This window comes from Pseudomonas sp. RIT-562 (genome assembly GCF_026241895.1).
Taxonomy (GTDB): domain Bacteria; phylum Pseudomonadota; class Gammaproteobacteria; order Pseudomonadales; family Pseudomonadaceae; genus Aquipseudomonas; species Aquipseudomonas mandelii_F.
In genome coordinates, this window is sequence record NZ_JAPJIV010000013.1 from 1 (window position 1) to 20,862 (window position 20,862).

The window sequence follows — 20,862 nt, forward strand, 5'->3', positions numbered from 1 at the left end:
GGCTGCGTTTCAATGCGCTCCAACAAAACAATTAGATTAAGGATCCTTCAATGGATAACTCCAACACCCTGCCCGCAGGATCGGCTGCCGTGACGGCCAAGCCTAGAACCACCTCCAGCCGCATCAAATCGATCTTCAGTGGTTCGGTCGGCAACATGGTCGAGTGGTACGACTGGTACGTCTACGCCGCATTCTCGCTGTACTTCGCCAAAGCCTTTTTCCCAAAAGGCGACACCACCGCACAGCTGCTCAACACCGCGGCGATCTTCGCCGTAGGCTTCCTCATGCGTCCGATCGGGGGCTGGCTGATGGGCCTGTACGCCGACAAAGTTGGCCGCAAGAAGGCGTTGATGGCGTCGGTCTACCTGATGTGCTTCGGTTCGCTGGTCATTGCCCTGAGCCCTGGTTATGAAACCATCGGCATCGGCGCCCCGATCCTGCTGATTTTCGCCCGTTTGCTGCAAGGCCTGTCGGTCGGCGGCGAGTACGGCACCTCGGCCACTTACCTCAGCGAGATGGCGACCAAGGAACGTCGCGGGTTCTTCTCCAGCTTCCAGTACGTGACCCTGATCTCCGGCCAGCTCATCGCGCTGGGCGTACTGATCGTCCTGCAGAACTTGCTCACCACCGAGGAACTGTACGCCTGGGGCTGGCGCATCCCGTTCGCCATCGGCGCATTGTGTGCGGTCGTTGCGCTCTACCTGCGTCGCGGCATGGAAGAAACCGAGTCGTTCACCAAGAAAGAAAAGGCCAAGGAAAGCGCCATGCGCACCTTGATGCGCCATCCGAAGGAACTGATGACCGTGGTCGGCCTGACCATGGGCGGTACCCTGGCGTTCTACACCTACACCACCTACATGCAGAAGTACCTGGTGAACACGGTGGGCATGAGCATCTCCGACTCCACCACCATTTCTGCCGCCACACTGTTCCTGTTCATGTGCCTGCAACCGCTGGTAGGCGGGCTATCGGATAAAATCGGGCGCCGGCCGATCCTCATCGCCTTCGGCATCCTCGGTACGCTGTTCACCGTACCGATCCTGACCACCCTGCATACCGTCACCACCTGGTGGGGTGCGTTCTTCCTGATCATGGCCGCGCTGGTCATCGTCAGCGGCTACACCTCGATCAACGCAGTGGTGAAAGCCGAACTGTTCCCCACTGAAATCCGCGCCCTGGGTGTTGGCTTGCCTTATGCGCTGACCGTGTCGATCTTCGGCGGCACCGCTGAATACATTGCGCTGTGGTTCAAGAGCGCTGGCATGGAAACCGGTTACTACTGGTATGTGACTGCGTGTATCGCGGTGTCGTTGCTGGTGTACATCACCATGAAAGACACCCGCACGCATTCGCGGATCACCACGGACTAAATCCGCCGGTGTAAAAAAAGGGGCAGACCTTCGCGGGCCTGCCCCTTTTCAATTTGCAGGCACAAAACCTGTGGGAGCGGGCTTGCTCGCGAAAGCGGATCATCATTCAACATCTGCATCTGCTGACCCACCGCTTTCGCGAGCAAGCCCGCTCCCACATTGGATCGCGTCGCTGGAAATTAAGTGGTCAACCTTGCAATATTGAGTAATCCCGAATGAAGCCTCCAGGAATTAACCAATGCCCGACGACATCCATTTCTACGAACCCGCCAACGGCCACGGCCTGCCGCACGATCCCTTCAACGCCATCGTCGGACCGCGACCCATCGGCTGGATTTCGTCTCAGGATGCCAATGGCCGCCTGAACCTGGCGCCCTACAGTTTTTTCAATGCCTTCAACTACATTCCGCCGATCATCGGGTTCTCCAGCGTCGGGCGCAAAGACAGCCTCAACAATATCGAGCAGACCGGCGAGTTCGCCTGGAACCTGGCAACCCGCCCGCTGGCCGAACAAATGAATCAGAGCTGCGCGATGGTCGGGCCTGAGATCGATGAGTTCGAGCTGTCCGGGTTGACGCCGGCCGCCTCGAAAATCATCCAGGTACCGCGAGTCGCCGAAAGTCCGGTGTCCTTCGAATGCAAGGTCACGCAGATCATCCAGCTGCAACGGGCGGACGGCAATGTAGTACCCAGCTGGCTGATTCTCGGCGAAGTGGTGGCCGTGCACATCGCCAAATGGCTGTTGAAGGATGGGGTGTACGACACCGCCGCCGCCGAACCGATTCTGCGCGGCGGCGGGCCAGCAGATTATTTTCAGCTGGGGCCGGAGGCACTCTTCAAGATGTTCCGCCCGGGCGCGGTCAGGTAGCTACCAGATCAGCTCGCCGTCAGCGCCGACGTCCTTGAGATGGGTCAGTTGCATGGCGGCAGCCTCGTCTGCTTCCTTGGCGGTCTTGAAAGTCTGGTCTTCCAGCAGCTTGTTGAAGCGTGGTGCGCCGGAGCCACCGATGGCTTTGGTGGCAATCGCCGCGTAGTAACCGCCCTCGCGGGGGACGACGGCCGATACGGCTTCGAAGGTTTCAAAGGCTTTACGTGCCATGTCGGGCATCCTGGCTGATTGAGAATGCCGTCATTAAACCCTCAACCCGCCATTTTGTGTACCCAGGAGCGGGTCTGACCGATTGCCTGGGCGGCAGATACTTCCTTGAAGGTATGGAAATCCAGGCTGTTGACCACCAGGTCCTCTACCAATTCGGCAAAAATCTGCATGGCCGGCGTGCTGAAGTAGGCCGTCATCGCCTGCTGATCCAGCCAGAAACCGGACACCAGCCACAACTCCGGATCGCATTGTGAATGCTGCAAGGCAAAGCTCAGGCAGCCCGGTGCACTGCGCGACGGTTCAATCAGGGCGCTGAGGCGCGCACCCAGTTCCACCGAACGCCCGGCGCGAGCACGGACAAAGGCCATGTGGCTGACGGGGATTTGCGTAGACATGTTCAACCCTCCCAGGTACTCGAGTGGCAGCCGTGGGACGGGCTGCGACAGGATCAAAGGTTAAGCGCGCCCGGAACTACGCGGTTAGTCGATTCCTGCCGGCTTGTTGCACAATCCTGCGAAGCTTCACCGGAAAGCTGTACCAAACTGTAAAACCTGTCACACCACTGAAATACTACTTTCAAGCAAGTTTGCCGGGCGGGCGCCGGCTACCACTGTGCAACCCGTGAGGTCTGTGCAGAATCAGGCAAGCATTTGGCAGGATGTGTCTACCGCCGTTCCTTGCACAAATTTAAGCTCTGCTCATCCCATCACTTCGCCGAGGATGTCGTGCATGTCGTCGCTCGATCACTTTGAAGCCCCGCTGGATGCCGACATGGAAAAGCAGCGGGCGGAACTGGCCGCAATTATTCGCCGCAATACCCTTGACGATGGCACCTACGCCACGGCCGTCGACTCGCTGTTCATGTCGCGGCATAGCAAGTCCCACGATTTTGCCCCGGTACTCGCGCAACCGGCGCTGTGCATCATGGCCCAAGGGCGAAAAGAGGTGCGGCTGGCCGATGAGTTTTTCAATTACGACCCACTGAATTACCTGGTGGTATCGGTCTCTATGCCGCTGAGTGGACGGGTGGTGAATGTCACGGCCGAAGAACCGATCCTGGCCGTGCGCCTGGACATCGACCCGACGGAAATTACCGCGCTGATCGCCGATGCCGGCCCCCTTGGCGTACCGAGCCGCCCCACGGGGCGTGGCCTGTACGTCGAGCAAATCGACACCGCGATGCTCGACGCGGTGCTGCGTCTGGCCCGCCTGCTCAATTCACCCAAGGACATCGGCATGCTGGCGCCGCTGATCCGCCGCGAGATCCTCTATCGCCTGTTGCGCAGCCCGCAGGGCCATCGGCTGTATGAAATTGCCATTGCCAACAGCCAGAGCCACCGCATCAGCCAGGCGATCAAATGGCTCAACGGCAACTATGAGCAACCGCTGCGTATCGACGACCTGGCCAAGGAAGTTAATTTGAGCGTGTCGACCCTGCATCACCGGTTCAAGGCGATGACGGCGATGAGTCCGTTGCAGTATCAGAAGCAGCTGCGCTTGCAGGAGGCGCGGCGATTGATGTTGGCTGAGGGGCTGGAAGCGTCAGCGGCTGGGTATCGGGTGGGGTATGAAAGCCCGTCGCAGTTCAGCCGCGAGTACAGCCGGTTGTTTGGGGCGCCGCCGTTGCGGGATTTGGCGCGGTTGCGGTTGACGGTTTAGTCGGGATTTTTGTTGTCAATACCGGCGCCTTCGCGAGCAAGCCCGCTCCCACAGTTGGACCGAGTTTCTCCATGAGAACACGGTCCAACTGTGGGAGCGGGCTTGCTCGCGAAGGGGCCAGCAGATCAGGCGCCGAGTACCCGACAAGCCTCGGCTGGCAACGTCACCGACACCGGATTGCCAATGCTCAAGCCAAACCCCTGGCACGGCGTACTCAAGGCAGTAAACGACACACCCGAACACTCCACGGTGGTTTCTATCGTCGCGCCGATATCGCGCACGAACGTCACCTTGCCCAGCAAGCGATTCCCCGCCGTGGCCTGGGGCTGCGACAGCTGCAGGTCCTCGGGACGAATCAGCATCTTCACTTTCGCGCCTGCCACTACGCTGCTGCAGATCGGCACTTGCAGCGCATCACCACCGGGCAAACCCACCTTGCCGTTGCCCAGCGCCGTAGCCGCAAAGATGTTGCCCGAGCCGATGAAGTCCGCGACAAACTCGTTGGCCGGGTGCCGGTAAATCTCGATCGGCGTACCCACTTGCTGCACCCGATGTTCGCCCAGTACGACCACGATATCGGCCATGGTCATGGCTTCACGCTGGTCGTGGGTGACCATAATGGTGGTGATGTTCAGGCGCTGTTGCAGTTGGCGGATTTCCACCTGCATAGACTCGCGCAGCTTTGCGTCCAGCGCCGATAGCGGTTCATCGAGCAGAAGGATTTTCGGGTGCGAGGCAATGGCCCGGGCGATCGCCACTCGCTGGCGTTGACCACCCGACAACTTGGACACCGGACGATCAAGCATTTCCTGCAACTGGATCAACTGCAGCAACTCCACCACCCGCGCCTGCTGATCAGCCTTGCTGACCCCGCGCAGTTTCAGCGGGTAAGCGATGTTTTCCCCGACGGTCATGTGCGGGAACAGCGCCAGGGATTGAAACACCATGCCAAAGTTGCGTTGATGCGCCGGGGTGTGGCCGATGTCCTCACCGTCCAGGCGGATCTCGCCGCCCGTGAGGGTTTCGAGCCCCGCAATCATACGCAGCAGAGTGGTTTTGCCGCAGCCCGAGGGGCCGAGAAAACACACCAGTTTGCCCTCGGGCAAATGCAGGTTCACATCCTGCACCGCGCAGGCCGAGCCGTAATGTTTCTCGACGTTTTCCAGAATCAGACCAGTCATAGTGCACCTCAAATCAAAAGGAAACGCCGCCCTCGCCCACCAGCTTCTCCAACGCCCAGATCAGGACGAAGTCGATCAGCACGATGAGTACGGCAAAGGAGAAAACGGTCGGGTCGAGCGATGACACAGTGCGGCTGTACATCCAGATCGGCACGGTCATGACGTCGATGGTGTAGAGGAAATAGGTCACGGTGAACTCGTTGAACGAGACGATAAACGCCAGCAGCATGCCCGCCAGAATTCCCGACTTCATCAGCGGCACCACCACGTCGACAATCGCCCGGGTAGGCGATGCGCCGAGCATCTGCGCAGCCTCTTCGACCTCACTGCCGATGGAAAGCATTGCCGCCGTGCAGTTCTTCACCACGAACGGCAACGCCAGGATCACGTGGGCAATCACCAGCCGCGAGGTGGTCATCTGGAACGGCAGGCTGTCGAACACCAGCAGCAATGCCAGGCCCAGCACCACCATGGGAAACACCAGCGGCAACGACATCAGTTGCAGCGCCACGGCCTTGCCGCGGAACTCGCAGCGGGTCAGCGCATAGGCCGCCGGCACCGCAATGACGGTGGCGAAGACCATGGTCAGGCAGGCCACCATCAGACTGGTGGTCATGGCTTTGCCCAAGCTCAGGACGTCACTGGAATCCGGCGAGACAAAGGTGTTCCAGGCCGCCTTGTACCACTGCAGGCTGTAGCTGCTGGGCGGGAAGTCGAGGTTCGAGGCGCCGCTGAACGACATGACGATCATGGTCAGGATCGGCAACACCGCCAGCAGCAGAATGAAGCCCGACAACACGCCGGCAAACTTGCCAGTATCGCCCGGCAGCAACGTATGACGCTTTTTGCTCAGGGTGCTCATTGCGAAGCCTCCATTCTGCGCCGACGACGGCCAGTGAAATATTCCGACAGGGTCATGATCGCCAGCGTGGTGACAATCAACACCACCCCGGCGGCGGAAGCGGCAGGCCAGTTCATCAGCGGGGCGATCTGGTCATGGACCATCACTGCCAGCATGGGCACCCGTCGGCCACCCAGGAGCAGCGGCACCACGAAGCTGCTGGCGTTGTAGGCAAACACCAGCGTCGCCCCCGTGATGATTCCCGGCAGGCTCATCGGCAACACCACCTGGCGAAACACCTGCAGGCGACTGGCGCCAAGTGTCGCCGCCGCTTCCTCGTAGGTGCGCGCGACTCCGCGCATGGCACTGGCAATCGGCAATACGGCCAAGGGGAAAGCGGTTTGCACCAGGCCCATCAATACGCCGTTCTGGTTGTACAGCAGCATGATCGGCCGCTTGATCAAGCCCAGGCCCATCAGCGCCTGATTGAGCATTCCACCTGGCCCGAGGATCACCAGCCAGCCATAGCTTTGCAGCAGCAGGTTGACCAGCAGCGGCAGCAACACCGCGGCAAGAAAAATCCGTCGTACGAAGGGTGAGGTCAGGCGCGACATGGTGTAGGCCACCGGGATCGCCAGCACCACGGCGATCAGCGCGCTAATCAGCGCCAGGCGCAGGGTCAGCAACAGGGATTTGAGGTAGTAGGGTTCCAGCAACTGCGCGTAACTGGCCAAGCTGAAGCCGGTCCATTCGGCGCCTTTGGTGCCCACGCTCATGCGCAGCACCAGCAGGCTGGCAGCGATCAGCACGCCAAGGAAGAGCATCGATGGAGTGAGAAAAAGCCAGGCACGGGCGGTCGGCGAAACGCCACGCTTGGGTGGTGATGTGGCGATGTTGCCCGGGTGGGTCAGAGGTTGGTGTTCCATGGCTAGGGGTCTCGTCAATGGAAAGCAGCTGGTAAACACCAGACTTGGATCACCCCGGCCCACTGTGGGAGCGGGCTTGCTCGCGAAAGCGGTTTGTCAGTCACATTGGTGTTGAATGTGCCGCCGTATTCGCGAGCAAGCCCGCTCCCACAGGGGATCAGAGGTGTTTTCAGAGTGGGTGCTCGCCTGCGATCAGGAAGAAAAGATTTCCGTGTAGCGACGAATCCATTGGTCATGCACGGAGGCCAGGAAGGCGTTGTCGTGCATGATCGCCTTCTCGGCGATTTGCTCCGGCGTGAGGATGTACGGGCTCTTGCGCGCCTCGGCGGAGATGATCGCCTTGGCGTTGACCGGGCCGTTGTAGATGTCCTCGGCCATCTTGCCCTGCACCAGCGGGTCCAGGGAGTGGTTGATAAAGGCGTAGGCCAGGTCGGTGTCGCCGGGGCGATTTTTTGGCATGACCGAGAGCATCAAGTCGGTGTAGAAGCCTTCCTTCATGCCGAAGGTAGCGCCGAGGCCATAGGCCGGATCGCGGATCTGCTTGGGGAAAAACGCCGGTGCGTACAAGCCGCCCATGTCCAGCGAGCCGGTACGGAACAGCTCGGCGATCTGGTTCGGGTTCTCGCCCAGGGTCACCACGCGGTCCTTGAGTTCGGCGAGCTTCTTGAAGCCGGGTTCGATGTTGTGCTCGTCACCACCGGCCAGTTTGGCGGCGATGATGATCAGGTCCATGGCCTCGGTCCAGTTCGGCGGTGGCAGGAAGATGTTCGGCGAAAGGTCGGCGTCCCACAGGGCGGCGTAGCTGTCCGGTGCTTCCTTGATGGTGCGGGTGCTGTAGACCAGGCTGTTGCACCAGAGCAGGTAGCCGATGCCGTGGCCATTGGCACCGGTGCGGTATTTTTCCGGTACGTCGACCAGGTTCGGAATGCGGTTGAGGTCGGGTTTTTCCAGCAGGTCGGCGGCAGCCAGGCCCTCTGCGCCAACACCAGCCAGGGTGATGATGTCGTACTGCGGACGATCACCGCCGGCCTTGAGTTTGGCGACCATTTCCGAGGTGCTGCCGGTGCGGTCAGCGATGACCTTGACGCCGTACTTGTCCTCGAAGGTTGCCGCGATGTTGCGCAACGCGGCAAGACCGGTGTCATCCGACCAGGTCAGCAGGCGCAGGGTCTTGCCCTGGAAACGTGTATCACTGGCGTTGGCCCTGATGAAGGGCATGCTCATGGCCGCTGCGGCTACTGACGCCACGCCCACGGTTTTGATGAATTGACGTCTGTTCAGATCGTGCTCGCCCATGAAGGACTCCCATTGTTTTTTTTGTAGGGTTGGTCGCAACCATTGCACTGCGCTTTGCCCAGCTTGACGCCCTGCTTTCAAAGGCGTTGAGCTGAGCCGAGCGCTTATCCTGAGGTCGTCCGATACCTCTGACTATCGATAAAAAATCATTGAAGCCATGACGGTTGTGCATGGGTCTGAAGGAGCATCAGACCGCTCGAATCACATGTTTGATTTCCTGGAATGCCTGCAACCCCCACGGCCCCAACTCGCGACCCAGGCTGCTCTGCTTGTACCCACCCCAGGCCGTCTGCGGGAAAATCACCTGGGGCGCGTTGATCCACACAAGGCCCGCCTGCAGTGCATTGGCGACCCTGTCTGCGGTTTCGGCATTGCCGGTCACCACACTGGCGACCAGGCCGAACTGACTGTCGTTGGCCAGGGCAATCGCCTCGGCTTCGCTGGCGAAACGGCGCACGCAAAGCACCGGGCCGAAAATTTCTTCACACCACAGCGCACTGTCGAGGGGGACTTCGGTGAAGATCGTCGGCTGCAAAAAATAGCCCCGAGGCAGGTCTGCCGGACGATTGCCGCCGCAGATCAGCTTCGCCCCGGCGCTCAAGCCGCGATCGATGTGGCCGAGCACTCGCTGGTATTGCGCCTGATTCACCAGGGCACCCATTTCCACGCTCGGATCGAAGGGGTCGGCCACACGAATCGCTTCGGCGCGAGCCTTCAGGCGCAAGATAAATTCATCCGCGAGTTCATCGGCCACCAGCACTCGACTGGTAGCGGAACACATTTGCCCGGCATTGAAGAATCCGCCGCCACAGGCCACTTCCACCGCGAGCTCAAGATCGGCATCCGCCAGCACCAGCAACGAGGATTTACCGCCCAGTTCCAGGCTCACGCCCTTGACGGTTTCCGCCGCGCGCTGCATCACCTGCACGCCGACCGCGTTGCTGCCGGTGAAGGAGATCTTGGCAATGCGCGGGTCCGCCGACAGCGGTGCGCCCACGGCCAGGCCTGTGCCGCAGACCAGGTTGAAGACCCCTCGGGGCAGACCCGAACGGGCAATGATCGCCGCCAGCTCCAGCTCTGGCAGTGGCGTTACTTCGGACGGTTTGAGTACCACGCAGCAACCGGCAGCCAGGGCGGGTGCCAGCTTCCAGGCGGTGGTCACCATCGGGAAATTCCACGGCACGATCAGCCCGACCACACCGCAAGGTTCCCGGCGTACCCGAGCGCGGAAATCGTCAGTGGGCAGCTCGACCGGGCTGTCCTGTTTCGCGTCCAGGCCTTCGGCCAGACCGGCGTAGTATTCGAATGTGGCGATGACGTCATCGACATCGATAGCCGCTTCGAACAGCGGCTTGCCGTTGTTGCTCGACTGCAAATGCATCAACCGGTCACGACTGGCCTGCACGCCTTTGGCGATGTTGCGCAGGATCGCACCCCGCTCGGCGCCGCTGGTCTGCGACCAGCTCTCGAAGGCCGCGGCGGCAGCCGTAACGGCTTGCTCGACAGCACCTGCGTCGCCACCGTTGACCGTGGTCAGCAGAGCCTCGGTCGAAGGATTGATCACCCGCAGATGCTCGGGACCGGCAGACCATTGGCCGTCGATAAACAGACCGTGCAACGTTGTCGGCAGGTTCATTTCGACACCGCCTGCATCCATTGCGCCTGATCGATTTCAATCAGGGTCGGGCCCTGCCTGTCAGCCGCGACTCGCAGCGCCGTGCGCAGTTGCTCGACGCCATTCACCGCTTCGGCGGCACAGCCAAGGGCCTTGGCGACGCCGATGAAGTCCGGGGTATAGATGTCCACGCCCACCGGTTCGATGGCGCGGTTGACCATGTATTTCTTGATCTCTTCGTAGCCCTGGTTGTTCCACAGCAGCACGATCACCGGAGTGCGTGCCTCCACGGCGCTGGCCAGTTCCGGCAAGGTGAATTGCAGGCCGCCGTCACCGATCAGGCACACCACCGCCGGGCGCGCGCCGCCTTCGATGCTGCCACCGAGCCAGGCGCCAATGGCTGCCGGCAAGGCGTAGCCGAGGGTGCCGTAGCCGGTGGAAGAATTGAACCAGCGGCGCGGGCGCTCCGGGTTGAACGTCAGGTTGCCGGTGTACACCGGCTGGGTCGAGTCGCCGACAAATACCGCATTCGGCAGTTCGTGCAGGACGGTTTCCAGGAAGCGTGTCTGCGCCAAAGTTGGCGCATCCCAGGTCGCTGCCAGTTCATCGCGCAGACGCGCGGCACGTACCTGGCCCCAATCGTTGCGGCGCTCGGCCAGGGACTTGTGGGACAGCGCGCTCAACAGCGCCTGCGCGGCGATGCGCGCATCCGACACCAGCGCGACCTGTGGCGGGTAGTTGCGTACGGTCTGATCCGGATCGATGTCGACCCGCAGCAGCGCACCGGGAATCTCGAAACCACCGGCAAAGGTCACGTCGTAGTCGGTCTCGGCCAGTTCGGTGCCGATGGCCAGTACCACGTCGGCCTCGGCGACCAGGGCCCGCGTGGCTACCAGGCTCTGGGTCGAGCCGATCAGCAGCGGATGCGCGGACTCAAGCATGCCCTTGGCATTGATGGTCAGGGCCACTGGGGCGTCGAGCAACTCGGCCAATTGGGTCAGTTCCGCAGCCGCATCGATAGCTCCGCCACCGGCGAGAATCAATGGCCGTTTGGCACCGGCCAGCAGCGCGGTCATGCGACTGATCGCACTCGGCGAAGCACCCGCACGATCGATATTGACCGGCAGGCTGGCGAGCAGCTTATCCGCGTCTTCGACCAGCACATCCAGTGGAATTTCGATATGCACCGGGCGCGGACGGCCTGCCTGGAACAGCGCGAATGCACGGGCCAACACGCCCGGCAGCTCGGCCGCCGACATCAGCGTATGCGAGAACGCAGCGACGCCGCCGACCAATGCGCCCTGGTTCGGCAGCTCGTGGAGCTTGCCCCGGCCACCGCCCAACTGGCTGCGCGATTGCACGCTGGAGATCACCAGCATCGGGATCGAATCGGCGTAGGCCTGGCCCATGGCGGTGGTGATGTTGGTCATGCCGGGGCCGGTGATGATGAAGCACACACCGGGCTTGCCGCTGGTGCGCGCATAGCCGTCAGCCATGAAGCCGGCGCCCTGCTCGTGACGTGGCGTGACATGGTTGATGCTCGAACGGGCCAGCCCGCGATACAGCTCCACGGTGTGTACGCCGGGAATGCCGAACACCTGCTCGACCCCGTAACCTTCGAGTAACTTGACCAATACTTCGCCGCACGTCGCCATGTCATTGCCCTTCTTGTTCGTTTGAGACGCCGGACCTGCGCAGTGTTTATGATGCGTGGGCAGGTCCAGGGATGGCCTCATTGGAACGGTCGACACGTGGCCTGAACAATGGATAAAAAGTCATACTAGCCATGTCCTTACGTCATACCTTGGATCTCAATGAAACGATTGCCTCCCCTGCCGGCGCTGCACACTTTTCTGATTACCGCGCAGTGCTGCAACTTCACCCGTGCCGCCGAACAGCTGCACATCACCCAGGGCGCGGTGAGCCGGCAGATCGCCGGGCTGGAGGATCACCTGGGTTATGAGCTGTTCATTCGCCAGGCTCGCGGCCTGGAACTGACGGCCGAGGGGCGCGAATGGCTGCCACGGGTGCAGCAGATTTTCCGCGTGATCGACGAGGCCGTGGAGCAGATCGGCGAGAAGCGCGAGACCCTGCAATTGAAAGCGCCGACCTGCGTCATGCGCTGGCTGCTGCCACGCTTATTGCAGTGGCAAAGGGAACGTCCGGATGTACCCGTGGAGTTGACCACCACGGTGAAACACGGAGTGGATTTCCATCGCGAACAGTTTGATGCCGCAGTGATGTACGGCGCGCCGCCGGACAATGCACTGGCCTCCTTCCACCTGTTCGATGAACAGCTGACGCCGGTATGTTCCAGGCCGCTGCTCGAAGGACCGGTGCCGCTGCGGTCCCCGGACGATCTGCAACAGCATCTGCTGCTGCACCCGACCCAGGACGAGCGCGACTGGAAAGCCTGGCTGGCCAGCGCCGATATTCGCCTGAACAACGTGGCCAAGGGTCAGCACTTCGAAACCCTGGACCTGGCCATGTCGATGGCGTCCCAGGGGACTGGGGTGGCGATTGGCGATTGGTCATTGATTGGCGATGACCTGAGCGCAGGCAGGCTGGTGATGCCTTTCGCGCTCAAGGTTAAAACCGGACTCGCCTATTACCTGGTGTTACCGGAGAAACCCGAGCCCTCGCCGAAGCTGCGCGAGTTGCTGGGATGGTTGGTGCAGCAGGCGCAATCACGGTAATAGCGGAGCTCGCTGGCTTACCACTGCATCTCACCCTTGGCGACCTTGGCACTGAGCTCCAGCGAGCTTTCTTCGCCAAGGCTCGGGTAGCGTTTTTTCATCGCTGCGATCAATGTCGCCGAGTCCTTGGCCTTGGCGGTTTCTTCGTCGAATGCCCGGATGTAGTCGGCGGTGAACTGCACGGCAGCCAGTGACCGGGTGCTCTCGCCGAGGTAATGGCCGGGCACGATGGTCTGCGGTTTCAGCGTCTCGATAGACTGCAACGTAGCCAGCCAATCGGCATGGGACTGCGCGGTTTGGGTGTCGGCCATCCACACATGAATGTTCTGCGCAACGACCACGCCGCCCACCACCGCCTTGATCGACGGAATCCACACGAAGCTGCGATCCGGCTGCTTGCCATCAAGGCCGAGCACCTGAAGTTTCTGCCCTTCAAGCATCAGGCTGTCGCCTTCAAGCACCTGGGGCACGATGGTTTTGGCCGGCACATCTGCGCCCATTTTCGGCCCCCAGAAAGCCAGTTTGCCGTCGACTGTTTTCCTGATGTGCTCAACGGTCGGCTGCGAGGCCAGGACCTTGGCTTTCGGGAATGCGGCGGTCAGGGTGTCGAGGCCGAAGTAGTAATCCGGATCACCGTGGCTGATGTAGATCGTGGTCAGCTGCTTGCCACTGGCACGGATCTTCTGCACCAATTGCTCGGCCTGGGATTTGCCGAATTGCGCATCCACCAGAATCGCGTCTTTTTCGCCGCTGACCAGTACCGAACTGACCGGAAAAATAGCCTGGGTACCAGGGTTGTAAACGTCCAGCGTGAGGGGGGCCGCCAGGGCGTTGGCCGCAAGACCTAGAGTGACGCCGGCCAGCAAGATGCGCTTGAGGGAGGTGAGACCGATCATGTGTTGCTCCGATGTCGATTGCCAGATTGGCGATGCAAGGGAGCTTAGTTGCATGCACCGGTACAAAAAATGCGATGCTGGGACATAGTTTGTTTCTAAAATCGGGCAAATCATGGATCGTCTTCAAGCAATGCGCGTGTTTGTCTCGGTGGTCGACCTCGGCAGCCAGTCGGCTGCGGCCGATCACCTGGACCTGTCGCGGCCAGTGGTTTCACGCTACCTGGCGGAACTGGAGGACTGGGTCGGCGCTCGGTTGATGCATCGCACCACCCGTAAATTGAGCCTGACGGCTGCGGGCAGCGAGATCCTGCCGCGCTGTCGGCAAATGCTCGAGTTGTCCAGCGACATGCAGGCAGCGGTGAATGAGCCGGACGAGGCGCCGCGGGGTTTGTTGCGCATCAGCGTCAGCACTTCGTTCGGCCAGGCGCAACTGGCGGACGCCATGGCCGCGTTCGTCAAGCGCTACCCTGGGGTCAACATCGACCTGCAGATGCTCGACCGTACGGTGAACCTGGTGGATGAACGCATCGACCTGGCCATACGTACCAGCAATGACCTGGACCCGAACCTGATCGCGCGGCGGCTGACAGTGTGTCGCTCGGTCATCTGCGCCTCCCCGGCGTATCTGCGCGACTGCCCGGCACCGCAGCGGGTCGAGGACTTGAGCCAGCACAATTGCCTGACGCACTCATACTTCGGCAAAAGCCTCTGGCACTTCGAGCAGGACGGCGAGCCCGTGTCCGTGCCGGTGCAGGGCAATATCAGCGCCAACGAGGCGAGCACCCTGTTGCGCGCCACCCTGGCCGGTGCCGGGGTGGCGATGTTGCCGAGCTATCAGGCCGGCGTGCACATTCACAGTGGAGAGCTGACCCGCCTGCTGCCCCAGGCCGAACCCCGGCAGATGAACATCTACGCGGTCTACGCTTCGCGCAAGCACATGCCGACTACGCTGCGCTGCCTGCTGGATTTTCTGGTGCTGAGATTTCCGGATCAACCGGAGTGGGATGTTGGCCTGTGACCCTCTCTATCGGAGACCGTGTAGGAGTGAGCCCGCTCGCGATTGCTATCTGACATGAACCTTGTTGTCGACTGACACGCCGTAATCGCGAGCAGGCTCACTCCTACAGGGGATCGCATTACAGAGTCAGTGCATCCCGGGGCGGTTTATCAGCGTTTTGAATACCGCGACATAGTGGCATCTCCCCACCGCTGACCTATGCTTAAAACAGTACCCCCGGGTATTCGTTCAAAGGTCAACGCCATGAACATCAAAACAAGAAGATACCTCGCCATTTTCATCACCTGCGCGGCAACGCTGGCGCTCTATGGCACCGCGGCCTGGCGGGTCGAACAGCTGCGGCAACTGCCCCGCGATTATGCGAGCTGCAACTTCGAGCGCTGCATTCCCCACAACGCCACCCTTAACGCCCTGCGCTAACGCAAGACGTCAGGTTTCGTTGTCCTGATCGGCCTTCAGACGGTCGCGAAACGCCTTGGGCGAAATGCCCACACGGCGCCTGAACAGTCGGGTGAAATTGGTCGGATCGGAAAATCCCAAGACGTCGGACATCTCGTAGATCGTCATGCTGGTGTAAGTCAGCAGGCGCTTGGCCTCGAGCAACTGCCGCTCGTGCATGATCTGCAACGCCGGTTGCCCCGCCAGCTCACGGCAGGTGCCGTTGAGGTGCGAAACGGAAATGCCCAGGCGATGGGCCAGATCTTCAACCTTGACATGCTGGCGATAGGTTTCTTCGACCAGCTGGATGAAACCGTTGAGATACTCGCGCGCCCGCTGCGGCCGCTGGCTGGCCGACCGACGCTGCAACGCCTGGCGGCTGGCCCACACCATGATCACGCTGACCAGCGAATGCATGAGCATTTCCCGCGCCGGCTGATGCCCGGTGTATTCCTCCTGAAGAGCAGAAAACAGGCTGTTCAAGTAATCACTGTCTTTGCCCGCCGGGTAACTTTCGGCTTGGCCCAGGGCATTCATCGAACTGCCCAGCTGCGCCTGGAGGTGCGCGACCAACGGCGCAGCCAGGGTTACCACGAACCCTTCAACGTCTTCGGAAAAACGGAAGCCGTGCACGGATAACGGCGGCAGGATCTGGATCGCCGGCTCGCTCAGTAATGTGCGCTGCCCTTCAATTTCAAGCTCTGCCTGACCTTTGAAGACGAAGAGCAGCTGGCACAGATCAGCGTGGCGATGGGGTTTGATTTCCCACTGATGCTCACGGCTGCGTTTGGATATGGTTTCACAATGCAACAGGTCCGGGGTGGGCCAGTCCAGGCTTTCTCCGTAAAGCTTGAACACCGGAATGGAAGGCAGGGCAGGCTTGTTCATAACTTCAATCAGGCCTCGGAGATGGTAGCGGGCGATAATCGCACCGATTGGCAGAATGTACAGGTATCGGCTCAGTTTTCACCTTCAATTGACCGACTCGCAAGTGAAAAATGCAAGCACTCGATCCATAAAAATCATTCACCGGCCCTGGCCGAGTGAAGCTTGCGAGTCATAAAAACAATGAAAACGCTGAAAACCCAAGTCGCCATTATCGGCGCCGGTCCTTCCGGATTGCTCCTCGGCCAGCTGCTGCATAACGCTGGCATCGACACCCTTATCCTGGAACGCCAGACCCCGGACTACGTCCTTGGACGCATCCGTGCCGGCGTGCTTGAACAAGGCATGGTAGAGCTGCTGCGCAAGGCCGGCGCGGGACAGCGCATGGATGCCGAAGGGCTGGTCCACCACGGCTTTGAACTGTCGCTCGACGGCCGTCAGGTGCACATCGACCTGCACGCCCTCACCGGTGGTAAAACCGTGATGATCTACGGCCAGACCGAAGTCACTCGCGACCTGATGGCCGCTCGTCAGATGGCTGGCGCCACGACCCTCTACGGCGCCGAGAACGTCGTCCCCCACGGTATGAAAACCGCTGAACCCTTCATCACGTTCGAGAAAGATGGCGAGAGTTATCGCCTGGACTGCGATTACATCGCCGGCTGCGATGGTTTTCATGGCGTGGCGCGGCAGTCGATACCGGCCGAGAGCCTGAAGATCTTCGAACGGGTTTATCCGTTCGGCTGGCTGGGCATCCTCGCCGACACGCCGCCGGTGCATGAAGAACTGGTCTACGCCCGCCATCAACGCGGGTTCGCCCTGTGCAGCATGCGTTCGCCGACCCGCACCCGTTATTACCTGCAGGTTCCGGCCGGGGAGAAGGTCGAGCAATGGTCTGATCAGCGGTTCTGGGACGAACTCAAATCCCGTCTGCCAGTGGAGTTGGCCGAGACGCTGATCACCGGGCCGTCCATTGAAAAAAGCATCGCGCCACTGCGCAGTTTTGTCGTCGAGCCGATGCAGTACGGGCGCATGTTCCTGGTCGGCGACGCCGCGCATATCGTCCCGCCTACCGGCGCCAAGGGCCTGAACCTGGCGGCCAGCGACGTCAGCACACTGTTCGAGATTTTGCTCAAGGTGTACCGCGAAGACCGCCTCGACCTGCTGGAGAAGTATTCGCAAATTTGCCTGCGTCGGGTCTGGAAGGCCGAACGTTTTTCCTGGTGGATGACTTCGATGCTGCACCGGTTCGACGACCACGACGGGTTCAGCCAACGCATTGCCGAATCAGAGTTGGCGTACTTCGTCGACTCCGAAGCCGGGCGCAAGACCATCGCGGAGAATTACGTCGGCCTTCCCTACGAGCCTATCGAATAGCCTGCTATCGACTTACACTGGCGAGCATCCCCGCTCGCCTTGAGGCCTGCGGATCATTCAATTGCCCGCAGGTTTTACCGTGACCAACCTCACTCAGCCCGACTCGCCAAAACCGGCGATTCGCAGCGTGCTGATTGCCCTGATGCTGGCGATCTTCCTTGGCGCGCTGGACCAGACCATCGTTGCCGTGTCGATGCCGGCCATCTCCGCGCAGTTCAAGGATGTCAGCCTGTTGGCCTGGGTGATTTCCGGGTACATGGTGGCCATGACGGTGGCAGTGCCGATCTACGGCAAGCTGGGCGACCTGTACGGGCGGCGCAAATTGATGCTGTTCGGCATGGGCCTGTTTACCCTGGCTTCGCTGTTCTGTGGCATGGCCCAGAGCATGGAGCAGTTGGTTCTCGCGCGGATTTTCCAAGGCATTGGCGCCGGCGGGATGATTTCGGTCAGCCAGGCGATCATCGGCGACATCGTGCCGCCGCGCGAGCGCGGCCGCTACCAGGGTTATTTCAGCAGCATGTACGCGGTGGCGAGCGTCGCGGGGCCGGTGCTGGGTGGCTACATGACCGAATACCTGTCGTGGCGCTGGGTATTTCTGATCAATCTGCCGCTGGGAGTGGGTGCATTGGTGGTGGCCCACCGCACCCTGGTCGGGCTGCCGGTGCCGCAGCGCAAACCGGTGATCGACTATTTCGGCACCGTGCTGATGATCATCGGCCTGACGGCTTTGCTGCTGGGCATTACTGAAGTCGGCCAAGGACATGCCTGGACCAGTGTCGAAGTCAGCGGACTGCTCGCGTGTGCATTAGTGGTATTGGGGCTGTTCGTCTGGCACGAACGCCGGGCACGGGAGCCGTTGCTGCCAATGCATCTGTTCGCCAACCGCAATGCCCTGCTGTGCTGGTGCACGATTTTCTTCACCAGTTTCCAGGCGATCTCGCTGATCGTCCTGATGCCACTGCGCTTCCAGAGCGTCACCGGGGCCGGCGCCGACAGTGCCGCCCTGCACCTGTTGCCGCTGGCCATGGGACTACCCATGGGCGCCTATTTTGCCGGACGTCGAACTTCGGTGACCGGGCGCTACAAGCCGATGATCCTGACCGGCGCGATACTGATGCCGATTTCGATTCTCGGCATGGCCTTCAGCCCGCCCCAGGCGATGGTCTGGAGCAGCCTGTTCATGCTGCTCAGCGGCATCGCTGGCGGCATGCAGTTTCCGACCTCGCTGGTGGGAACACAGAACTCGGTGGAACAACGGGACATCGGCGTGGCCACCAGCACCACCAATCTGTTTCGCGCCCTGGGTGGCGCGGTGGGCGTGGCATTGATGTCGGCGTTGTTGCTGGCGCTGTTGCAGGACTCAAGCTTTGCTCACTTGGGCGGCTCGGCCCTGATCGGCGAAGGCAGCTCGGGAAATGTCCTGCTGGACGGTTTGAATGCAGCGCCCGGGGATGCGCAGAATGCCCTGCGCGCCGAGTTGCTGCTGACGTTCCGGCACTTGCTGATGGTCAGCGCGGCGGTGTCGTTGCTGGGCTTGGCGGCGGCGATTGCGATGCCGAACCTGTTGCTGCGCGGGCGGGAAGACAAAGTCCGTTAAACGAAAGATCGCAGCCCAGGCAGGCGCTGCGATCTTTTGCTCTTATGGGCTGTAATACCCCACAGCCACCAGGAAATGCCCGACCTTTTTCAGGTAAGCATGCTTGGCCTCGACCTTGCCAGTCACCGGGTTCTTCCAGCGATACTCGTATTCGCCATAATCCTGTTTGGCAATCAACGCCAGGATCGGCTCTCCCACCGGCTTGCCTTCAGGATCCTTGATCTTGCTGAAGTCAGTGTTGATCAAGCGCAGGTTGGTGCCATGGGCGACGTATCGTCCGGTGTCCAGGTCCACCACGAATACGTAAAGGTCATCCTGCAGGTATCCGCCCTTGAGGGAATTGATAGCGGTCAACGTGCCCTTCTCATCCTTGGCCAAATCGCCCGCCGCCTTGTTCAGCAACGCCATTGCCTGCTCCGCTGAGGCGCGAGGCAAGTAGTAACCCACTGCCAAAATGCGCTGGCCAATCCGTTGGTAGAACACATGCTTGCGCTCGACCTTGCCGTCGGACCAGTTCTGCCAGCGGTATTCAGCCTGCTGGATGCCATTGCCCTCGGGCACTTTCAACGCGTCCTTGAAGGCTTTCTGCAAGTCCGGCCCGAGCACATCCGATACATCCCGCCCGATCAATGCCGAGGACGGCCCGCCGCTGGCGAGCATCACGCTCTTGGTGTCGACCACGAATACATAGCGGTCCTTGTCGACAAACTCACCCTGGCGACTGAACGCGGCAAACGCCTTGTCGCCATTTTCGTGGTAGTAGGCCAAAGCCTTTTCCAGCAAGGCCTTGGCGGCCTGGCTGTCGTCTTTTTCGGTACCGGCCGCCTGTGCCTGGCCAAGCCCCAGGATCAGCAGCCCCCCCAGCATCAATAACCTATGCCAAACCCCCATTGCGCCTTCCTCATTCCTATTGGTGTTCAAGGAGCGTAGACGAGCTCAAAAGTTTGGAGCATTTGCCGAAGGCTGCGTTCGACCAAATGCCTGTAGCAACTACCGAACGCAGCCTTCGGCAGCTGCTACAGGAATTTTATGGGCGAGCGTTGAGCTGCTTTTGCAGATTCTGGATCTGCGCCTGCAGGGTGTTGATGTTGCGGCTGACCTGGGTGCGGAACGCATCGAATTCGGCAGTGTTGCCACTGGCGCTCGCTGGCGGACGATTATCCTGCTGGCTCTTGAGCACGATCATGTCCTGCTCCAGACGGTCGATGGCCGCGCCTGGATTGCCCTGTTTCTTCAACGCCGCGATATCGGCGCCGAGGCTCTTGAGCTGGGCGTCGACCTTGCTGGTGTCCTCCGGGGCGCTTTTCAGCGCTGCGAGCTCACTGCTCAGGGTTTTGACCTGGGCTTGCAGCTGCGTATTGGCGCTCTGTTGTTCGGTGGCTTGCGCGGTCGCCTGCACCAGGCGCTTATCCAGCTCGGCGGTTTGCGCCGTCATCTGCGCCAGGCGCTTGTCCAGTTCAGTGGTCTGCCCCACCACGCCTTGCTGCTGTTTGTCCTGATCCAGGAGCTTGCTTTCCAGCTGCCGGATCTGCAGCTTCAACGCCTCGCTGTCACTGGAGACGTTGGTCTGGCTGGCGACCACCTTGCCGGAAATATCCTGCAGGCGCCCTGCCGCTTCCTCGCTGATACGCGCGAAGCTTTCCTGGGTCGCCACCAGTTGCTGTTCCATCAGCGAAATCTGCTGGAAGCTCCACCAGGCAAGGCCGCCGAAGGCAATTAACAACGCGCCGACCAGCGCCCACAGAGGGCCGGTGCTCGCGCCTTTGACCTTGACCACCGCTGGCGTGCGTGCGTGCACGGAATGCCGCGCGGCGGGCACAAAATCATCGTCATCGAGGCTGTCGGCGCGCAGGCTCGGTACATCGTCGAAGTCGTCGTTGGCATCGTTACGCATGGACATTGAATCAACCTTTGTGAACGCGGTGATGGCTTGATGCGGCGCAGTATACCCCCCAACAACCGCATCGA

General features: G+C 60.9%; 20 protein-coding genes. 8 read left to right on the forward strand and 12 right to left on the reverse strand.

The window, feature by feature from the left end; genetic code table 11:
• Window positions 1–50 precede the first annotated feature (50 nt).
• Together ORL50_RS16645 and ORL50_RS16650 are read left to right on the forward strand one after the other, a co-directional pair.
• The gene (locus tag ORL50_RS16645) at window positions 51–1,370 is read left to right on the forward strand and encodes an MFS transporter (RefSeq protein ID WP_266016520.1); all 1,320 of its coding nucleotides are present in this window, start codon (window positions 51–53) and stop codon (window positions 1,368–1,370) included.
• A 238-nt stretch (window positions 1,371–1,608) separates the two neighbouring features.
• The gene (locus tag ORL50_RS16650) at window positions 1,609–2,238 is read left to right on the forward strand and encodes a flavin reductase family protein (protein ID WP_266016521.1); all 630 of its coding nucleotides are present in this window, start codon (window positions 1,609–1,611) and stop codon (window positions 2,236–2,238) included.
• On the opposite strand, the gene ORL50_RS16655 is transcribed toward ORL50_RS16650, so the two are convergent.
• Both ORL50_RS16655 and ORL50_RS16660 read right to left on the reverse strand, forming a co-directional pair.
• Window positions 2,239–2,469, reverse strand: a complete 231-nt coding sequence (locus ORL50_RS16655) for a hypothetical protein (protein WP_266016522.1) — start codon at window positions 2,467–2,469, stop codon at window positions 2,239–2,241.
• A 41-nt stretch (window positions 2,470–2,510) separates the two neighbouring features.
• On the reverse strand, window positions 2,511–2,864 hold the full coding sequence (locus ORL50_RS16660) for a putative quinol monooxygenase (protein WP_266016523.1): 354 nt from the start codon (window positions 2,862–2,864) through the stop codon (window positions 2,511–2,513).
• Window positions 2,865–3,198: 334 nt separating this feature from the next.
• On the opposite strand from ORL50_RS16660, the gene ORL50_RS16665 reads away from it, so the two are divergent.
• Window positions 3,199–4,128, forward strand: coding sequence for an AraC family transcriptional regulator (locus ORL50_RS16665; protein ID WP_266016524.1), 930 nt, complete (start codon window positions 3,199–3,201; stop codon window positions 4,126–4,128).
• Window positions 4,129–4,253: 125 nt separating this feature from the next.
• On the opposite strand, the gene ORL50_RS16670 is transcribed toward ORL50_RS16665, so the two are convergent.
• The 6 genes from ORL50_RS16670 to ORL50_RS16695 form a co-directional block, all read right to left on the reverse strand.
• A complete protein-coding gene (locus tag ORL50_RS16670) occupies window positions 4,254–5,309 on the reverse strand; it encodes an ABC transporter ATP-binding protein (RefSeq protein WP_266016526.1) in 1,056 nt (351 codons plus the stop codon).
• A gap of 13 nt (window positions 5,310–5,322) precedes the next feature.
• The gene (locus ORL50_RS16675; RefSeq protein ID WP_266016527.1) at window positions 5,323–6,171 is read right to left on the reverse strand and encodes an ABC transporter permease; all 849 of its coding nucleotides are present in this window, start codon (window positions 6,169–6,171) and stop codon (window positions 5,323–5,325) included.
• Entirely contained in the window at window positions 6,168–7,076 is a 909-nt protein-coding gene (locus ORL50_RS16680; protein WP_266016528.1) for an ABC transporter permease, read from the reverse strand. Before ORL50_RS16680 ends, ORL50_RS16675 begins: the two co-directional genes overlap by 4 nt.
• A gap of 192 nt (window positions 7,077–7,268) precedes the next feature.
• The gene (locus ORL50_RS16685; RefSeq protein ID WP_266016530.1) at window positions 7,269–8,372 is read right to left on the reverse strand and encodes an ABC transporter substrate-binding protein; all 1,104 of its coding nucleotides are present in this window, start codon (window positions 8,370–8,372) and stop codon (window positions 7,269–7,271) included.
• 187 nt (window positions 8,373–8,559) lie between these two features.
• Window positions 8,560–10,008, reverse strand: a complete 1,449-nt coding sequence (locus tag ORL50_RS16690; RefSeq protein ID WP_266016531.1) for an aldehyde dehydrogenase family protein — start codon at window positions 10,006–10,008, stop codon at window positions 8,560–8,562.
• Window positions 10,005–11,642, reverse strand: a complete 1,638-nt coding sequence (locus ORL50_RS16695; protein WP_266016532.1) for a 5-guanidino-2-oxopentanoate decarboxylase — start codon at window positions 11,640–11,642, stop codon at window positions 10,005–10,007. Before ORL50_RS16695 ends, ORL50_RS16690 begins: the two co-directional genes overlap by 4 nt.
• A 159-nt stretch (window positions 11,643–11,801) precedes the next feature.
• On the opposite strand from ORL50_RS16695, the gene ORL50_RS16700 reads away from it, so the two are divergent.
• Window positions 11,802–12,683, forward strand: coding sequence for a LysR substrate-binding domain-containing protein (locus ORL50_RS16700; protein ID WP_266016533.1), 882 nt, complete (start codon window positions 11,802–11,804; stop codon window positions 12,681–12,683).
• Window positions 12,684–12,700: 17 nt separating this feature from the next.
• On the opposite strand, the gene ORL50_RS16705 is transcribed toward ORL50_RS16700, so the two are convergent.
• Entirely contained in the window at window positions 12,701–13,579 is an 879-nt protein-coding gene (locus ORL50_RS16705) for an MBL fold metallo-hydrolase (RefSeq protein ID WP_266016534.1), read from the reverse strand.
• A 112-nt stretch (window positions 13,580–13,691) separates the two neighbouring features.
• Between ORL50_RS16705 and ORL50_RS16710 the strand changes: the two genes are divergently transcribed.
• Window positions 13,692–14,597, forward strand: a complete 906-nt coding sequence (locus ORL50_RS16710) for a LysR family transcriptional regulator (RefSeq protein ID WP_266016535.1) — start codon at window positions 13,692–13,694, stop codon at window positions 14,595–14,597.
• A gap of 243 nt (window positions 14,598–14,840) precedes the next feature.
• A complete protein-coding gene (locus ORL50_RS16715; protein ID WP_167362940.1) occupies window positions 14,841–15,017 on the forward strand; it encodes a hypothetical protein in 177 nt (58 codons plus the stop codon).
• 9 nt (window positions 15,018–15,026) lie between these two features.
• Here ORL50_RS16715 and ORL50_RS16720 read toward each other — a convergent pair whose 3' ends face one another.
• Window positions 15,027–15,923: a helix-turn-helix domain-containing protein gene (locus ORL50_RS16720; RefSeq protein WP_266016538.1), complete on the reverse strand. Its 897-nt coding sequence runs from the start codon at window positions 15,921–15,923 to the stop codon at window positions 15,027–15,029.
• 180 nt (window positions 15,924–16,103) lie between these two features.
• On the opposite strand from ORL50_RS16720, the gene pobA reads away from it, so the two are divergent.
• Window positions 16,104–17,297, forward strand: a complete 1,194-nt coding sequence (pobA, locus tag ORL50_RS16725) for a 4-hydroxybenzoate 3-monooxygenase (protein ID WP_266016539.1) — start codon at window positions 16,104–16,106, stop codon at window positions 17,295–17,297.
• Window positions 17,298–17,376: 79 nt separating this feature from the next.
• Window positions 17,377–18,894: an MDR family MFS transporter gene (locus ORL50_RS16730; RefSeq protein ID WP_266016540.1), complete on the forward strand. Its 1,518-nt coding sequence runs from the start codon at window positions 17,377–17,379 to the stop codon at window positions 18,892–18,894.
• A 42-nt stretch (window positions 18,895–18,936) separates the two neighbouring features.
• Here the strand turns inward: ORL50_RS16730 and ORL50_RS16735 are convergent, their stop codons facing one another.
• Window positions 18,937–19,785 carry a cache domain-containing protein gene (locus tag ORL50_RS16735; RefSeq protein WP_266016541.1) on the reverse strand — a complete coding sequence of 283 codons (849 nt, stop codon included), beginning with the start codon at window positions 19,783–19,785 and terminating at the stop codon, window positions 18,937–18,939.
• Between the two features lie 136 nt (window positions 19,786–19,921).
• Window positions 19,922–20,794 (reverse strand): ATPase, encoded by an 873-nt coding sequence (locus tag ORL50_RS16740; protein ID WP_266016542.1) that lies wholly within the window; start codon window positions 20,792–20,794, stop codon window positions 19,922–19,924.
• Between the last annotated feature and the right edge of the window lie 68 nt (window positions 20,795–20,862).

Excerpts from the sequence above, each read along its gene's own strand:
- ORL50_RS16645 (WP_266016520.1), top strand. The coding sequence starts at position 51 with ATGGATAACTCCAACACCCTGCCCGCAGGATCGGCTGCCGTGACGGCC.
- ORL50_RS16650 (WP_266016521.1), top strand. The coding sequence starts at position 1,609 with ATGCCCGACGACATCCATTTCTACGAACCCGCCAACGGCCACGGCCTG.
- ORL50_RS16655 (WP_266016522.1), bottom strand. The coding sequence starts at position 2,469 with ATGGCACGTAAAGCCTTTGAAACCTTCGAAGCCGTATCGGCCGTCGTC.
- ORL50_RS16660 (WP_266016523.1), bottom strand. The coding sequence starts at position 2,864 with ATGTCTACGCAAATCCCCGTCAGCCACATGGCCTTTGTCCGTGCTCGC.
- ORL50_RS16665 (WP_266016524.1), top strand. The coding sequence starts at position 3,199 with ATGTCGTCGCTCGATCACTTTGAAGCCCCGCTGGATGCCGACATGGAA.
- ORL50_RS16670 (WP_266016526.1), bottom strand. The coding sequence starts at position 5,309 with ATGACTGGTCTGATTCTGGAAAACGTCGAGAAACATTACGGCTCGGCC.
- ORL50_RS16675 (WP_266016527.1), bottom strand. The coding sequence starts at position 6,171 with ATGAGCACCCTGAGCAAAAAGCGTCATACGTTGCTGCCGGGCGATACT.
- ORL50_RS16680 (WP_266016528.1), bottom strand. The coding sequence starts at position 7,076 with ATGGAACACCAACCTCTGACCCACCCGGGCAACATCGCCACATCACCA.
- ORL50_RS16685 (WP_266016530.1), bottom strand. The coding sequence starts at position 8,372 with ATGGGCGAGCACGATCTGAACAGACGTCAATTCATCAAAACCGTGGGC.
- ORL50_RS16690 (WP_266016531.1), bottom strand. The coding sequence starts at position 10,008 with ATGAACCTGCCGACAACGTTGCACGGTCTGTTTATCGACGGCCAATGG.
- ORL50_RS16695 (WP_266016532.1), bottom strand. The coding sequence starts at position 11,642 with ATGGCGACGTGCGGCGAAGTATTGGTCAAGTTACTCGAAGGTTACGGG.
- ORL50_RS16700 (WP_266016533.1), top strand. The coding sequence starts at position 11,802 with ATGAAACGATTGCCTCCCCTGCCGGCGCTGCACACTTTTCTGATTACC.
- ORL50_RS16705 (WP_266016534.1), bottom strand. The coding sequence starts at position 13,579 with ATGATCGGTCTCACCTCCCTCAAGCGCATCTTGCTGGCCGGCGTCACT.
- ORL50_RS16710 (WP_266016535.1), top strand. The coding sequence starts at position 13,692 with ATGGATCGTCTTCAAGCAATGCGCGTGTTTGTCTCGGTGGTCGACCTC.
- ORL50_RS16715 (WP_167362940.1), top strand. The coding sequence starts at position 14,841 with ATGAACATCAAAACAAGAAGATACCTCGCCATTTTCATCACCTGCGCG.
- ORL50_RS16720 (WP_266016538.1), bottom strand. The coding sequence starts at position 15,923 with ATGAACAAGCCTGCCCTGCCTTCCATTCCGGTGTTCAAGCTTTACGGA.
- pobA (WP_266016539.1), top strand. The coding sequence starts at position 16,104 with ATGAAAACGCTGAAAACCCAAGTCGCCATTATCGGCGCCGGTCCTTCC.
- ORL50_RS16735 (WP_266016541.1), bottom strand. The coding sequence starts at position 19,785 with ATGGGGGTTTGGCATAGGTTATTGATGCTGGGGGGGCTGCTGATCCTG.
- ORL50_RS16740 (WP_266016542.1), bottom strand. The coding sequence starts at position 20,794 with ATGTCCATGCGTAACGATGCCAACGACGACTTCGACGATGTACCGAGC.